This window comes from Raineya orbicola (assembly GCF_002843425.1).
Classification (GTDB): Bacteria; Bacteroidota; Bacteroidia; order Cytophagales; family Thermonemataceae; genus Raineya; species Raineya orbicola.
In genome coordinates this window covers 53,319-67,712 of the sequence record NZ_NKXO01000002.1, presented here as the reverse complement: position 1 = coordinate 67,712, position 14,394 = coordinate 53,319, and the positions used below count along the sequence as shown (strand labels likewise).

The window sequence follows — 14,394 nt, the reverse complement described above, 5'->3', positions numbered from 1 at the left end:
CAGTGGTATTATTTTCCACCTTTGGAAATGTACAAGGCTACACACCATAAATTCTGGCATATTCGGCAAGGGTATTTTGCCAATTATGCTCACGCAAAGCCCAAGCCCTTGCATTTTCAGCCTTCTGCTTCATCAAATCAGGATTTTCTAAATATTTGTTGATAGCTTCAGCAATAGCTTGTGGCGTTGCTTGTTCAATAAGTAAGCCTCTTTCATTTTCTCCAATTTGTTCGGGTGTGCCGCCTGAACGCAAACCGATGACAGGTTTTTCCATAAGCATTGCCTCAATCATTGAAAGCGAATACATTTCATCAAAGGAAGCAAGCACAAAAATATCCATTGCATCAAGAAAAGCGATATAATCTTTCTGAAAAGATATGCGAAAAATGTGATTTTGGAGGTTATTTTTTTGTATAAACTCTTGAATTTCCTGTTCAATGGCAAGGTCTTCGGGGACGTAAATAGTGGTTTTCTCATCAGAATAAGCAATAGAAGGCTCGCCAATAAGCCAAATCACCACTTTTTTCTGAAATTTCTGCTCAATATACAAAAAAGCTTGTGCAAGTTCTCGCACATTTTTGAAACGAGTGATACGAGCCAACGTTCCTATAACTATCTGATTTTCAGAAACACCCCACTGCCTACGAATTTGCTCACGTCTTTGAAAATCAGATATAAATTTTTCAGTTTCCACTCCATAACGCACCAAACGGATTTTTTCTGCACTAATAGCCAAATTTTGAGCCATTGCCTCGTTGGTGATAAGTGAAGTAGAAATTGCGGCTTCAAGATTGCCGTAAATAAAGTAGTAATGAGGCAATTTCTTTTTTGCCCCTATCATAATGTAAGTGCTGTAAAAATGCTTGCAAATTTTATCATAATTCGCAATAGAGGCTGTCCATACGTCAATGTTATTATGCGAGTGTAAAATTGAAATTTGGTACGCTTTCAAGACTTTTCTCAAATGACGAATATTTTGCCAATGCAAACGCCTGTTGGGCTTTCCGAAAATACACCGAATAGCAGGGTTTTGAGCCAAAATTTTATGAACTTCGCTATTTTCCAAAACAAAAGCATAGACTTCAAAGCCCGTTTCTGCTTGCTTTTGCATCAACCTGCAAACATACAATTCCAAACCTCCTTTGGAACTGCTCAAAAGAATATGTAAAATTTTTTTCAAATGTTTCTGAATTTTAGACCAAAATATAATTTCTGTACTCTCCGATGATATACCCGCCTGTGAGCTTTTCTACAAATTTTTTGAATTTATCTTTCAATGATAGTTTATTACAAGTTAAATCATAATCAAATTGCCAATTTTTGCGAGCAATGCGAGCTTGCATTACTTTCGGGTGTGTCCCTGTGAATTTTTCTAAAATATCTACATTGCTGTAATCAAACTCTTCACGTTTGGCAATATTTTTTTCAAGCCAGTTATCATCGTGCCAATATTTATGAAAAGTTTCTTGCTTTTGTTGCATAGCTTTAGGCTCCTTGACCCAACCATAATGATACACAAAGGCATCTATAAGTTTTACACGCAATTTCTGGTTATTGCCTTTTCTAAAACCTTGTGCATCTTTGTAAGAATAAATATCAGGGTGGTTGCGTATTACACGAATTTCTCGTCTATACCACTGATAAGACGTGCCTACATAATCATAAGAGCCATAAAAATGTAGATACTTGAAAAGCAAGCCATCTATGCTTTTATCGTGCAAGTAGGTTTGCATAGCTTGCCGAATAGTAGGCAAGTATTTTTCGTGAATAACTTCATCACCCTGAATATAAAAAATCCAATCAGTATCCAAAGGAACAACTCGCAAGGCTTTATTCGTTTCTTGTGCCAGTACAGCCCCTCCTTCTCGCAAAGTATCGTCCCAAATGGTAGGTAAAATTTTAATTTTCGCAGGTTCAATTTGAGCAATTAGCTCTTGGGTTTGGTCTTCGGAATTGCCTACTGCTACTATAAAATCATCGCAAAGAGGCAAAATAGAACGTATCGCCTCTACAATGGGGTAATCGTATTTGATAGCATTACGGATAAAAGAAACCCCTGTAACTTTCATTAGTAGTTTTGTAGTATTAGCCTTGCAAATTTACACTTTTAATTTTTCCAATTCTTCCATTAACAAATCTCTTTTTCGCATTTTTCCTGCGGAAATACCAAAAACCATTTTGAAGCGTCTGCAAAAATAAGCGGTATCTTTATAGCCAATTTCTTTGGCAATTTCACGAATACTTTTTTTAGTGGTTCGTAAAAGTTCAGAAGCACGCTCCATACGTTGGTATTCAATGTAATCTTGTGGATTGATGCCTGTAAGGTTCTTAAAATATTGCCCCACGTAGTCTTCAGAAACTCCTGCAACATTTGCCAACACTTTATTAGAAAGGTCGCCGCCAAGATACTTTTTGATGTATTCAAAAATATCCATTAGGCGTTGGTCTTTGAAGTAGGAACTATTGGTAGTAATTTGTTCCACAAATAAATTTTTTTCTAAAATATAACGCATTAGCTCAATGACAATAAGCTCTGTTTTGATACGTTGCACACGCTTTTTGCCATATTTTTTTTGTAAAGTTTCCAAAACCACATCTAAAATAAGCAGTGAAAGCGTAGGATTCTGACGTATTACAAAGGGGGTAATGTTCAAACTGGTGAAAAAATTTACTGAATCAAAAAGTTTGGCGTTGAAAGTTACATAGCTAAACGAATTAGCAATATTTCCAACTAAATCGGGGTTAGTGTTGAGCTGAAAATATTTTTCTCTTTGAGTAATAAACTGCTCATTATTGAGCATATTACTTTCACCCGTAGCTCCGTAAATAATATAGGTAGGTTTTCCCGCAGGTACAAAGAGAATATCACCAGGTCGAGCCTTCACAAAATCATCACCAAGTTTGAGCGTAATATCGCCATCGTGCAAGAGTAACAAGGTATTTTCTATGTCGTAAAAATTTCTTACGGCAAAAGGATTAAGCAGTTTGAAATTTCTGGCTTTCAGAAACTTAATGTGCAGCGATTCTAAAATTTTATCGTAATCTTCCATAGTGCTTTGAAGGATTTTTCTTGTTTTTTTACAATTTTTTTGCGAACAAATATAAATCTTTTGATATAAAAAAACAAAGTCGGCATAGACTTTTTTTTAGTCATATACCGACTTTTTAGCAAAAATTAGTATTTTCAGGCAATCAAAGTTGCACTATTTCAAGAGAGAGCGAGCAATCACAATTTTCTGCACCTCGGAAGTACCTTCATAGATTTGTGTAATTTTGGCATCTCTCATCAAACGTTCTACGTGAAATTCTTTCACATAGCCGTAACCTCCGTGAATTTGTACTGCTTCAGTAGTAACTTCTTGAGCAATTTCAGAAGCATACAACTTGGCAGTAGCGGCGGCAAGGGCAAAATCTTGTTTCGTATCTTTCAGATAAGCGGCTTTGTAAATAAGCAGACGAGCGGCTTCAATTTTAGCATACATTTCGGCTAATTTGAACTGGATAGCCTGATGCTCGTGTAGAAATTTACCAAAGGCTTTGCGTTCTTTGCTGTATTTGAGGGCAAGCTCATACGCCCCTGAGGCAATTCCTAAGGCTTGTGCCGCAATGCCTATACGCCCTCCATTGAGCGTTTCCATTGCAAAGCGGAAACCAAAACCATCATCTCCTATTCTATTCGCTTTGGGAACTTTGACATCAGTGAACATCAAGCTATGTGTGTCAGAGCCACGAATACCCATTTTGTCCTCCTTTTTACCAACCACAAATCCTTCCATTCCTTTCTCTACAATAAGGCAATTGATGCCCTTATGTCCCTTTTCGGGGTGCGTTTGAGCCATCACCAAATACACCGAAGCTGTGCTACCATTGGTAATCCAGTTTTTTACGCCATTGAGCAAGTAATAATCGCCTTTGTCTTCGGCAGTAGTACGCTGAGAGGTAGCATCAGAACCTGCTTCGGGCTCGGAAAGACAAAAAGCCCCAATAATTTCACCTGTGGCAAGTCTTTTGAGATATTTTTGCTTTTGCTCTTCGCTACCATATTTTTCCAAACCCCAGCAAACCAACGAATTATTCACCGACATACACACCGAAGCCGAAGCATCAATTTTGGAAATTTCCTCCATAGCCAGTACATAGGAAATTGTATCCATACCCCCCCCATTGTATTCGGGCGAAACCATCATTCCCATAAAACCCAATTCTCCCATTTTCTTGATTTGCTCATAAGGAAATTCCTGCTTGTCGTCTCGTTCAATAACTCCGGGCAAAAGTTCTCTTTGAGCAAACTCACGGGCGGCTTTTTGTACTTCAAGATGCTCTTCGGTTAGTTGAAAGTTAATTCCTAAACCTTGTGATTGAACAACCATAAATAATCAAATTTTAGTTTTACGTTGAAAAATCGTTATCAAAGCTAAAAAGTTTTTGAAAAAAATACAAATTTCAACAATTTTTTCCTTTACTCACCACACCCAGCCACAATGGAAATTATAGGTATTGATACCAAAATTAGGCAAGCGTGTGTTAGCATTTGAAAGATGACGTATGCGAAAATTAAAATGAAAATAAACTTTTTTATGCAAACTTACATACGAGCCTATACCCATACTATCCGAAAAAATAAATCCTTGCCTCTGGTGAATGGTAGGCGTGGAAAAATAATGCGGTCCTAAGGAAAAAACACAATAAGGCTGAAAAGTTTTATTCAGAAAAAAAGTGGGTTGCAGAAAGAAATTTAGTCCCGTCTCCCATTCTTTGGGGGCAGTGTCAATCCAAACACGATTGTATTGAGGTTCTGCTCCTACGAGTAATTTTTCAAAAATGCTTTTGTGAGGCAGTTTGCCGTAAGTTAGATTGTAAGCTACACGCCCTTGCACATACAAAAGCCGATAAACTCCTTCGGGAATGGTTCTTTCATTTAGGGCGTAGCCCCAACCTACACCAAAGCCTTTTTCTATTTTTTGGGCAAAAACATTAGAAAATAAAAAAAGACAACAAATACTAAAACATTTTACAATAAAAACTCCCATTGAGCAAATTGGGCTTATTATAGATAAGCGGCTGATTTTTTTCATCAAGCACTTTTCCCCCCGCCTCTTCTACAAGAATTTGCCCCGCGGCGGTATCCCATTCCATAGTGGGGTTGTGGCGGTAGTAGAAATCAGCTTTGCCTTCTGCTAAAAAACAAAATTTGAGTGAACTACCAGCCAAAATAATATGCTTGATTTGGTACTTATCCAAAGCCTTTTTATCTTCCATTGAAGCGTGAGAGCGACTTACCGCCGCAATTCTTTCGTGAGGTGCAATATTTTTTCTTCCCTGAATTTTTTGTGTTATTCCCCCTTTTTCTCGCTTGAAAGCACCTTTTCCTTTTTCTGCCCAATATACGCACTGCAAAGCAGGCACCTGAATAAAACCTAAAACAGGATTATCTTTCTGAATGAGAGCAAGATTGATGGTAAATTCACCATTTTTATCAATAAATTCTTTGGTGCCGTCCAGAGGGTCTAAAAGCCAAAAATACTCCCAATGCTGTCGTTCATTCCATTCGGGCAAATCGTCTTCTTCTGAAATCAATGGAATATCAGGGGTATGCTCTGCTAAAAAATCAGCAATAATTTCTTGCGAAGCCTTATCTGCCTGCGTTAGCGGCGAATAATCTTTTTTGGTTAAAACTTGAAAATCTTGGTTATAAATTTCTAAAATGGCATTACTGGCTTCATTGAGCGTTTTTAAAATTTCTTCAATAGGAATCTGAAACATTCAGTTCAAGGTTTTAGGGTGTTCAATTTTGCAAAAGACGAATTTCGTTGATATTATCCATAAAAATAATGTACTTATTGATATTCCCCATACCTGTACCTAACGAGCCTGCGGTAATTTTTACAAGCACTTCATCGCCCCCTTTGGCTTTAACAGTGGTAATTCCTGACCAAAACTCGTTTCGAGAAATAGTAATTTTCATTTCCTCAAAAACGCTCTCTTTGCTAAAAATTTCAGCGATATTCATTCCAATAAGTTCCTCAGGGGCATAGTAAAGCAAATTGGAAGCAAGTTCATTGACCTCATTCACGGTAAATTTTCTACTCAAACGAAATACCATATGCGTACTTTGCAGAATAGTTTCCCTTTCCATAGTAAGCAAGTTGTTTCGCTCCATTTCTTCTTGTGCTAATTGCAGTGCTTCCACGTTTTGGCGAAGCAACTCTTCTTGAGCTTTCATTTGCTCGGCGAAATTTCTAGATTCATTCAGTAGCCTTTCAGTTTCTTGTCTATTTTGTACCGTAAAGATAGTAGAAGCAATAGATTCGGCGATTTGCTCCACGAACTCGCGTTTGTAAGGCTCAATCTCTGTAATGGAAGCTATTTCAACAACTCCAAATACTTGTTCATTGGCTTTGAGCGGTACAATAAGTATGGAACGAGGGTTGGTATGCCCTAATCCTGATGTGATAGTTACATAATTATTAGGAACTTCTGTGAGATAAATAGAAGCCTGCTCTTGCCAAGCCTGCCCAGTAAGTCCATCGCCTCTATAAACTTTCTGCTCCAAATACTTTTTCTTATCCCAAGCATAACAAGCGGCAAGACGAAGATACTCTTCCTCTCCCTCTTTGGTAACAATGAACAAGCCCCCTTGATTAGCCCCCAGTTTTTTAACAAGATTGGAAATAATCTGGTCGGCAAGTTCATCAAGATTTTCACTATACTGACGCAACAAGTCGGCGAATTTGCTCACGCCCTCCGCTTTCCAATTTCGGATACTATCTTGCTCGGCAACTTTTTCAAGGTTATCACGCATTCGTATGAGAGCGTTTCCAAGCACATCTTTATCAGAAAGCGGTTGAAACTCTTTTCTAAATAACCCCTGACCAATCGCATCAGCAAACTCGGAAGTAGAACGCAAACCTCGTATGAGGTTATCCACAGAAGAGGCAATTTCCCCGATTTCGTCTCTACGGAAACGAGTTCGTTTGTCTTCGGGGAGTTCTCCCTTACTGAGTTGGGAAATTACTTTGTTGATATAAGTAATTGGTTGAACAATATTCGCCGTGAGCGTAAAGGCTACCGCTACACCAATTACAATTACAATCACAATGAGTACAATGATTTGAATGGTCAGATTTCTTGAAGAATTCAGCAGGTTATTTTGAGCTTTTTCTTTTTCTTGTCTTTTGTATTGTTCAATTTTATCAAGTTTGCCGATAATATTTTTTGCTTGAGGGTTAATACGGTCTTCTACCAAAATAGTCATATTCAAAATCATTTCTCCCTCTTGGTCTTGCACAGAAAGAATTTTTTCCATTACATCTTTCTTTTGCAATTGGATAAAACCCTCAAAATCTTTGAAAACACTATCAATTTTGGCGATTTGCGAAGTATCAGACCAGTTTTTCATCAGATTTTGGAGATTTTCTTTGAGCTTGGGGTACTCAATATCCTGAATGGCTTTGAGTTGGTCTTTTTCCTCTTTGGTTTGGGGTGTGTAAATCCAGCCAATCGTTAGCCTTTGAGAGCGTTCTACAAGCAATTTGAAGTCTTTAATTGCATCAAAAGAGGGGTCTACTACTTTCTGAATATTCTGAATAATTGCACTATTTTGGTTCAAAATAAATATATTGTAAAGACCGTAGCCACCAAATATAAAAATTAGTGCAAAGAAACCAAGTAATATTTTCTGACGAATGGTAAAACCGCGTTTCATAAGTGTTTGGGTTTAGCGTGCCTTAAAAATACATAAAAAGCCGTAAGTTTTTCAAATTTATGTAAAAATTTTTTCTTCCTCAAAATACTCCAACGCTTGCATTTTCAAGAGTTTTTCTTGTTCCAGCAAGTCAAATTGTGGTAGAGGTTGAAGCAATTTCCAGTGAGGCCAGCCCTCGGCATCAACACCTTCCAATTCGTAAAAACCTAATTTTGAAAGCAGTCGGCAGATAGCTATGTGTATTAGGTCTTGTTTTTCTTCTTTGGTAAAATTTTGAAAGCCCTTGCCAAGCTCTTGAACTCCAATCAGAAAAAGCACACCATTGAGGTCTTTGGGACGTTTGCCCAAGAGTTTTTCAATTTTGTTCAGCAGTTGTCCCCAACGAAATTCAAATTGTAAATCTTCGCTACTCATAGTATAGTTGCAATTTAAGCAAAGTTAAAATTTTCTTTGGCAATAAACAAAAATTCTGTATTTTTGCTAAAATGCACTAAAAAAAACAATGGTGGTTTTAGAAAAATACCAAGTAGTCGATTTTCTTCAAAAAAATGATTTTGAGGAAGGCTTTATCTATGAACTTCTGAATGGTACGATTGTGAAACGTTCTGCTCCAAGTTTGCAACATCAAAACATTCTACGTAAGTTAGTTTTTCTTCTTGAAAATTATCTTACCGAAAAGAAATTAGGGGTGTTCTTTTTCGCACCTATTGATGTACTTTTAGATGAAGAAAATTTAGTAGTTCCAGACTTGGTTTTTGTGCGTGAAAGCAGAAAAAATATCCTTAAAGAAAATCATATTGAAGGAACTCCCGATTTAGTCGTAGAAATTTTATCACCTTCAACGGCTCGTTATGATAGAGGCGAAAAAATGAAACTTTACAAAAAACATCAAATTTCTGAGTATTGGATTATAGAACCTAAAACGCAAGTGCTTGAAATATATGTGTATCAAAATGGCGATTACGACCTTTCAGAATATGCAATTGAAAAAGGTTTGGTAAAATCAAAGGTTTTGCAGGATTTAGAATTTGATGTAGAGCAAATCTTTAAATAACTATGCAGCTAGTTTTAGAAAAATACCAAGTAGCTGATTTCCTTCAAAAAAATGATTTTGAGGAAGGCTTTATCTATGAACTTCTGAATGGTACGATTGTGAAACGTTCTGCTCCTAATCCTTTGCATCAGATTATTTCAGGGAAATTGTTTGAGCTTTTGAGCCAGTACATCAAAAAAGAAAAATTAGGAATGGTCATTTATGCCCCTGTTGATGTGATTTTAGATGATGAAAATTTAGTGATTCCAGATTTGGTTTTCGTCAGAGAAAGCCGAAAGCACATTATTACCGAAAAAGGAATTGAAGGAACTCCCGATTTAGTTGTAGAAATTTTATCACCTTCAACGGCTCGTTATGATAGAGGCGAAAAAATGAAACTTTACAGAAAACATCAAATTTCTGAGTATTGGATTATAGAGCCCAAAATGCAAGTGCTTGAAATATATGTGTATCAGAACGACGATTACGACCTTGTAGAATATGCAATGGAAAAAGGTTTGGTAAAATCAAAAATTTTACAAAATTTGCAATTGAATGTAGAAGATATTTTCAAAATGTAAAAGATTATGGGATACGTACTTTGTGCTAATGGGCATTATTACGAAGACACTCACTCTGCTTGTCCGTATTGTCCCACACAGCAAGCCTCCGATTTCAATAAAACACAAATTATGAATAACGACAAGACCAAAGTAATGCAAGGCAACGAAGATAAAACGCTGGTACAAAACGAAAAAATTGCTAATTTCAATAAAACTGCCATTTTTACAGGCACACCTTCGCAAGAAATTACACCACAATCGCAAAATGTTCAGCCGCAAAGTACGGGCAGGAAACTTGTAGGTTGGCTTGTTTCTTATACATTAGACCCCCTGGGACAAGATTTCAAACTTCGTGAAGGGCGAAACATCATAGGTTCGGATAGTGCTTGCGATATTGTCATTCCTGATAGCCAAGTGTCGGGCAAACATCTCACCATTTTATACCGAATGGGAGATTTCAAATTCAAAGATGAACTTTCTACGAATGGAACTTTTATCAATGAGGAATTTGTAGAAGAAGGAAACTTGAAAGATGGCGATGTTATTCGTATCGGGCAAACGCTCCTAAAATTTAGAACAGCTCTGTAAGTTCTGACCACTCAAAACCCATATACATATGCCTTTGGATAGAAATGGAATTGCTAAACGCATTGCCAAAGAATTGAAAGACGGATATTACGTAAATTTGGGTATCGGCATACCCACATTAGTTGCCAACTACATTCCCGAAGGTATGAATGTAGTTTTGCAGTCAGAAAATGGTTTGTTGGGAATAGGTCCTTTTCCTACGGAAGCCGAAGTAGACCCTGACCTTATCAATGCAGGTAAGCAAACTATCACAATGATACCCGGCTCCTCGCTATTTAGCTCTGCCGATAGTTTTGCTATGATACGCGGCGAACACATTGATTTGACTATCCTGGGAGCTATGGAAGTAAGCGAAAATGGCGATATTGCCAACTGGAAAATACCCGGTAAGATGGTCAAAGGTATGGGAGGAGCGATGGATTTGGTGGCGGCGGCTAAAAATATCATTGTAGCGATGCAACAAGTCAATAAAGCAGGCGAATCCAAACTCTTGCCTAAATGTACGCTTCCGCTTACAGGGGTGCGTTGTGTGAAAAAGGTGGTTACCGAACTTGGGGTTTATGAAATTTTACCCGAAGGAGGTTTCAAACTCATTGAAAAAGCCGCAGATGTAAGTATAGAGGATATCAAAAAAGCAACTTTGGGCAAACTTGTAATTGCTGATGAAGTGAAGGATATTGCAGTTTGATGAATAGCTTGGCTCAAACGGCTGTCGTAATTCTCAATTACAACGGCAAGCATTGGCTTGAAAAATTTTTACCTTCGGTCATTGCTCATTCCGCAGAGGCTCAAATAATTGTTGCCGATAATGCTTCCACTGATAATTCAGTGGATTTTTTACGCTTATCTTTTCCACAGGTCAAACTAATTTGTTTTGAGCAAAATTTGGGCTTTTGCAAAGGTTACAACGAGGCTTTGAAACAAATTGAAGCAAAATACTTTGTTCTACTCAATTCAGATATTGAGGTCAGTTCAAATTGGCTTTTGCCTTTGATAGACTTTTTAGAAAAAAATAGTGAGGTTATTGTCGTTCAGCCGAAAATTAAGTCTTTTTACCAAAAAACCTATTTTGAGTACGCAGGTGCGTCAGGGGGCTTTTTGGATAAATGGGGTTATGCTTTTTGTCGGGGCAGAATTTTTGATACTTGCGAAAAAGATGAAGGGCAATATAATGAGCCTTGTGAAATTTTTTGGGCAACAGGAGCTTGTATGGTAGTTCGTGCTGAATGGTGGCACAAATTGGGGGGCTTTGATGAAAATTTATTTGCTCACTTTGAGGAAATTGACTTTTGTTGGCGAGTTCAAAGAACAGGCGGTAAAGTTTTTTGCGTTGCCGAAAGTGAAGTTTTTCACGTAGGTGGAGGCACGCTCAATGCAAGTAACCCCCGCAAAACTTTTCTCAATTATCGTAATAATCTGATTGTTTTAGCCAAAAATTTGCCTTTTCCTCAATGTTTTTACAAAGTATTTATTCGCCTTTTTTTAGACGGGTTATCCGCAATGCTTTTTCTCAAAAAAGGCGAATGGAAACATATATGGGCAATTATCAAGGCTCATTGGGCTTTTTATGCTTATCTGCTTTTTGCAAAAAAACAAAAGCAAAAGTTGCCTCAAAAAGTTACTTTACCTAAAATTTCAATCGTTTGGGCTTATTTTGTGAAAGGCAGAAAGACTTTTCAAGAAATCTTTTCCGCTACTTCTTTGGCAAAGTAAGTAAGAATTATATCTGCACCCGCTCTTTTGATACTCAAAAGACTTTCCAAAATTACTTTTTCATTGAGCCAACCTTTTTCAATAGAGGCTTTGAGCATAGCATACTCGCCACTTACGTTGTAGGCGGCAATAGGAACAGGAAAATTATCTTTGAGCAAACGAATTACATCTAAATAAGCCAAAGCGGGTTTTACCATAATGATATCCGCCCCTTCGGCTACATCTAATTCTGCTTCTAATAAGGCTTCACGTACATTGGCGGGGTTCATTTGATAGGTTTTTTTATCGCCAAATTTAGGAGCAGATTCCAAGGCATCGCGAAAAGGTCCGTAAAAAGCACTTGCATATTTAGCCGTATAGGCAAGAATAGATACATTGGTAAAGCCGTTTTGGTCTAAAACTTTTCGCAAATAGCCCACTCTGCCGTCCATCATATCCGAAGGGGCGATGCAGTCGCTACCTGCTTGGGCTTGCACAAGTGCCATTTTGACTAAAACTTCCAAGGTTTCATCATTCAAAATTTCGCCGTTTCGCACAATGCCGTCGTGTCCGTCAGAGCTATAAGGGTCTAAGGCAACGTCTGTAAAAAGCATTACATCGGGAAAGTTTTGCTTAATAGTTCTGATTACTTTCGGATACAAACCCTCGGGATTGTAACTTTGCGAACCTGTTGTATCTTTTTTATTTTCAGGAATTTGCGGAAAAGGAGCAAAAGCCTTAATGCCTAATTTTACACAAGTTTCTATTTCTGCCAAAAGCAAATCCAAAGAATAACGAAAAATACCGGGCATTGAAGGTATGGATATTTTTTGATTTTCTCCTTCGCACACAAAAAGTGGAAAAATCAAATCATTTTTAGAAAGCCAAGTTTCTTGTGTGAGGTTTCTGATAACTTCATTTTTACGATTACGACGAGGACGGCGTTGTAGAAATTCTTGCATAGCTAATCAAAATTTTTTTTCAGAAATTGATGTAAAACAATCAGCACCCACAAGCGATTGTAGAAAAAATCATTTCCTTTCAGAAATTTTTCTTTCAACTCTTTTACTTTTTCGTATTTTACGAGGTCGTAATGGGTAACGATTTTATGGTTCAAAAACTCATCAATCAGATAACGTAAATCTGTTTTAAGCCATTGCATTAGCGGAATAGCAAAGCCCCATTTAGGACGCCTGAAATACTCCGCAGGAACGTAGCGATAAAGAATTTTTTTAAGTAAATACTTGGTGGTTTTGTTCTGATATTTGAGTGAAGTATCTAAATTAAGAGCAAATTCCACAACTCTATAATCTAAAAGCGGAGAGCGAACTTCCAAAGCGTAACGCATAGAGGCTCTATCAACTTTCACGAGCAAATCATCTTGCAGATAGTATTGCAAATCAAAAAGGGCTTGTTGCTCACGAGGAGGGCATTTCATCACGCCAAACTGCGTAGAAAGCAAAGGCTCGGAACTGGTAACAGGAAAAGTAATGAGACTTTCAACTTCTTTTTGTGAAAACAAAAACTGCTCTTGCGAAAAAATATGGCTTGCCAAGTGCTTTCCTTTGGGATAGCGAAACATTTGCACCCCTTTCTGAAAAGAAACACTTTTTTTCAGGCTTAAAATCTCGGCAATCATAAAACGCCAAGGTTTTAGAAATGGATTTTTAAGACGCTCAGCCCAATCATACATTCCATAGCCTTGGAAAAGCTCATCACCCCCATCACCTGCCAAAGCCACACTCACGTATTTTTTTGCAAAAGCCGAAATCAGCATCGTAGGTACAGCAGAGCTATCGGCAAAGGGTTCATCATACACGTCAATAATTTCAGGGACGAGTTTTTTGGCTTCTTGGATAGAGAGTATTAGTTCGTGATGTTCGGTTTGGAGATGCTCGGCAACTTTTCGGGAAAAAGGAGCTTCATTGTATTTTTCGTTTTCAAAACCGATAGAAAAAGTTTTAATTTTTTCATTACTTACTTTCTGTGCCATTGACGCCACAAGACTGGAATCTATTCCCCCGCTTAAAAAAACTCCCAAAGGCACATCACTTATCAGGCGATAGCGAACCGAGCTTTGCAATAGTGCTTCTAATTGTTTTTCGGCTTCATTTTCGTCAGTTATTTTATGTTGTTTCAGGCAGGCTTGAATATCCCAATACATATTTTCCTCCACACCCTTACGAGAAACTTTCAGCCAATAGCCCGAAAACATCTTGAAAACATCTTCATAAATAGTATGTGGGCGAGGAATATAGCCCAAATGCAGAAAATCCTCAATGGCAAGGTAATTCAAGTCCTTTTTAATGAAAGGCAAAACCATCAAAGATTTTAGTTCGGAGGCAAAGGCGAAATAATGCCCATTCCAAAAGTAATAAAGCGGCTTTTTGCCAATTCTATCACGGCACAAGTGTAATTCTTTTTTGTGTGTATCGTAGATAGCAAAGGCAAACATTCCATTGAACATCTGCACGCAAGCCGTACCTTTTTGGGCAAAGGCTTCCACTAAAATTTCGGTATCGGAAGTAGTACGAGGCTTGATTTGTAATTTTTCGGCAACTTCACGGAAATTATAGATTTCGCCGTTAAATACTACCACATATCTGCCGTCTTGTGAAAAAAACGGCTGATTGGCTTGCTCCGAAAGGTCAAGAATGCTTAATCGGCGATGCCCCAAGCCACAAAATTCATCTTGAAAAAAACCTTCTGCATCAGGACCGCGATGAGCGAGCTGGGCTGTCATTGCTTGCAGAAGGCTTCGGTCTAATGTTTTCTCAAAACAGAGAAAACCCGCTATACCACACATAGAAAAG

Annotated in this window: 15 protein-coding genes; 5 read left to right on the top strand and 10 right to left on the bottom strand. The window is 37.8% G+C overall.

Features of this window, described 5'->3' with window-relative positions; translation table 11 throughout:
• Positions 1 to 37: 37 nt before the first annotated feature.
• The 8 genes from Rain11_RS00850 to Rain11_RS00815 form a co-directional block, all read right to left on the bottom strand.
• Positions 38 to 1,180, bottom strand: a complete 1,143-nt coding sequence (locus Rain11_RS00850; RefSeq protein WP_101357435.1) for a glycosyltransferase family 4 protein — start codon at positions 1,178 to 1,180, stop codon at positions 38 to 40.
• 13 nt (positions 1,181 to 1,193) lie between these two features.
• Positions 1,194 to 2,069: a glycosyltransferase family protein gene (locus Rain11_RS00845; RefSeq protein WP_101357434.1), complete on the bottom strand. Its 876-nt coding sequence runs from the start codon at positions 2,067 to 2,069 to the stop codon at positions 1,194 to 1,196.
• 30 nt (positions 2,070 to 2,099) lie between these two features.
• On the bottom strand, positions 2,100 to 3,050 hold the full coding sequence (locus Rain11_RS00840; RefSeq protein ID WP_101357433.1) for a helix-turn-helix domain-containing protein: 951 nt from the start codon (positions 3,048 to 3,050) through the stop codon (positions 2,100 to 2,102).
• Positions 3,051 to 3,203: 153 nt separating this feature from the next.
• Positions 3,204 to 4,343, bottom strand: coding sequence for an acyl-CoA dehydrogenase (locus Rain11_RS00835; RefSeq protein WP_101357470.1), 1,140 nt, complete (start codon positions 4,341 to 4,343; stop codon positions 3,204 to 3,206).
• Positions 4,344 to 4,463: 120 nt separating this feature from the next.
• Positions 4,464 to 5,030 carry an acyloxyacyl hydrolase gene (locus Rain11_RS00830; RefSeq protein ID WP_165778047.1) on the bottom strand — a complete coding sequence of 189 codons (567 nt, stop codon included), beginning with the start codon at positions 5,028 to 5,030 and terminating at the stop codon, positions 4,464 to 4,466.
• Positions 5,002 to 5,763: a 3'(2'),5'-bisphosphate nucleotidase CysQ gene (gene cysQ / locus Rain11_RS00825; RefSeq protein ID WP_101357431.1), complete on the bottom strand. Its 762-nt coding sequence runs from the start codon at positions 5,761 to 5,763 to the stop codon at positions 5,002 to 5,004. The genes Rain11_RS00830 and cysQ overlap by 29 nt, the downstream gene beginning before the upstream one ends.
• Positions 5,764 to 5,785: 22 nt before the next feature.
• The gene (locus Rain11_RS00820) at positions 5,786 to 7,705 is read right to left on the bottom strand and encodes a GAF domain-containing protein (protein ID WP_101357430.1); all 1,920 of its coding nucleotides are present in this window, start codon (positions 7,703 to 7,705) and stop codon (positions 5,786 to 5,788) included.
• A 57-nt stretch (positions 7,706 to 7,762) separates the two neighbouring features.
• Positions 7,763 to 8,119, bottom strand: a complete 357-nt coding sequence (locus Rain11_RS00815; protein ID WP_101357429.1) for a hypothetical protein — start codon at positions 8,117 to 8,119, stop codon at positions 7,763 to 7,765.
• Positions 8,120 to 8,207: 88 nt separating this feature from the next.
• Here Rain11_RS00815 and Rain11_RS00810 point away from each other — a divergent pair, with 88 nt between their 5' ends.
• Genes Rain11_RS00810 through Rain11_RS00790 form a run of 5 tightly spaced genes read left to right on the top strand, consistent with a single transcriptional unit; the run spans position 8,208 to position 11,602 of the window.
• Positions 8,208 to 8,759 (top strand): Uma2 family endonuclease, encoded by a 552-nt coding sequence (locus tag Rain11_RS00810; RefSeq protein WP_101357428.1) that lies wholly within the window; start codon positions 8,208 to 8,210, stop codon positions 8,757 to 8,759.
• A 2-nt stretch (positions 8,760 to 8,761) separates the two neighbouring features.
• Positions 8,762 to 9,319, top strand: a complete 558-nt coding sequence (locus Rain11_RS00805) for a Uma2 family endonuclease (RefSeq protein WP_101357427.1) — start codon at positions 8,762 to 8,764, stop codon at positions 9,317 to 9,319.
• Between the two features lie 6 nt (positions 9,320 to 9,325).
• Positions 9,326 to 9,889, top strand: coding sequence for an FHA domain-containing protein (locus Rain11_RS00800; RefSeq protein WP_101357426.1), 564 nt, complete (start codon positions 9,326 to 9,328; stop codon positions 9,887 to 9,889).
• Positions 9,890 to 9,917: 28 nt separating this feature from the next.
• The gene (locus tag Rain11_RS00795) at positions 9,918 to 10,577 is read left to right on the top strand and encodes a 3-oxoacid CoA-transferase subunit B (protein WP_101357425.1); all 660 of its coding nucleotides are present in this window, start codon (positions 9,918 to 9,920) and stop codon (positions 10,575 to 10,577) included.
• A complete protein-coding gene (locus tag Rain11_RS00790; protein ID WP_101357469.1) occupies positions 10,577 to 11,602 on the top strand; it encodes a glycosyltransferase family 2 protein in 1,026 nt (341 codons plus the stop codon). Before Rain11_RS00795 ends, Rain11_RS00790 begins: the two co-directional genes overlap by 1 nt.
• Here Rain11_RS00790 and hemB read toward each other — a convergent pair.
• Entirely contained in the window at positions 11,566 to 12,543 is a 978-nt protein-coding gene (gene hemB, locus Rain11_RS00785) for a porphobilinogen synthase (protein WP_101357424.1), read from the bottom strand. The two genes, Rain11_RS00790 and hemB, sit on opposite strands and share 37 nt — an antisense overlap.
• A gap of 2 nt (positions 12,544 to 12,545) precedes the next feature.
• Positions 12,546 to 14,387 carry an asparagine synthase (glutamine-hydrolyzing) gene (gene asnB / locus Rain11_RS00780; protein ID WP_101357423.1) on the bottom strand — a complete coding sequence of 614 codons (1,842 nt, stop codon included), beginning with the start codon at positions 14,385 to 14,387 and terminating at the stop codon, positions 12,546 to 12,548.
• Positions 14,388 to 14,394 lie beyond the last annotated feature (7 nt).

Excerpts from the sequence above, each read along its gene's own strand:
- Rain11_RS00840 (WP_101357433.1), bottom strand. The coding sequence starts at position 3,050 with ATGGAAGATTACGATAAAATTTTAGAATCGCTGCACATTAAGTTTCTG.
- Rain11_RS00800 (WP_101357426.1), top strand. The coding sequence starts at position 9,326 with ATGGGATACGTACTTTGTGCTAATGGGCATTATTACGAAGACACTCAC.
- Rain11_RS00820 (WP_101357430.1), bottom strand. The coding sequence starts at position 7,705 with ATGAAACGCGGTTTTACCATTCGTCAGAAAATATTACTTGGTTTCTTT.
- Rain11_RS00810 (WP_101357428.1), top strand. The coding sequence starts at position 8,208 with ATGGTGGTTTTAGAAAAATACCAAGTAGTCGATTTTCTTCAAAAAAAT.
- Rain11_RS00830 (WP_165778047.1), bottom strand. The coding sequence starts at position 5,030 with ATGGGAGTTTTTATTGTAAAATGTTTTAGTATTTGTTGTCTTTTTTTA.
- Rain11_RS00795 (WP_101357425.1), top strand. The coding sequence starts at position 9,918 with ATGCCTTTGGATAGAAATGGAATTGCTAAACGCATTGCCAAAGAATTG.
- hemB (WP_101357424.1), bottom strand. The coding sequence starts at position 12,543 with ATGCAAGAATTTCTACAACGCCGTCCTCGTCGTAATCGTAAAAATGAA.
- Rain11_RS00790 (WP_101357469.1), top strand. The coding sequence starts at position 10,577 with ATGAATAGCTTGGCTCAAACGGCTGTCGTAATTCTCAATTACAACGGC.
- Rain11_RS00805 (WP_101357427.1), top strand. The coding sequence starts at position 8,762 with ATGCAGCTAGTTTTAGAAAAATACCAAGTAGCTGATTTCCTTCAAAAA.
- asnB (WP_101357423.1), bottom strand. The coding sequence starts at position 14,387 with ATGTGTGGTATAGCGGGTTTTCTCTGTTTTGAGAAAACATTAGACCGA.
- cysQ (WP_101357431.1), bottom strand. The coding sequence starts at position 5,763 with ATGTTTCAGATTCCTATTGAAGAAATTTTAAAAACGCTCAATGAAGCC.
- Rain11_RS00815 (WP_101357429.1), bottom strand. The coding sequence starts at position 8,119 with ATGAGTAGCGAAGATTTACAATTTGAATTTCGTTGGGGACAACTGCTG.
- Rain11_RS00845 (WP_101357434.1), bottom strand. The coding sequence starts at position 2,069 with ATGAAAGTTACAGGGGTTTCTTTTATCCGTAATGCTATCAAATACGAT.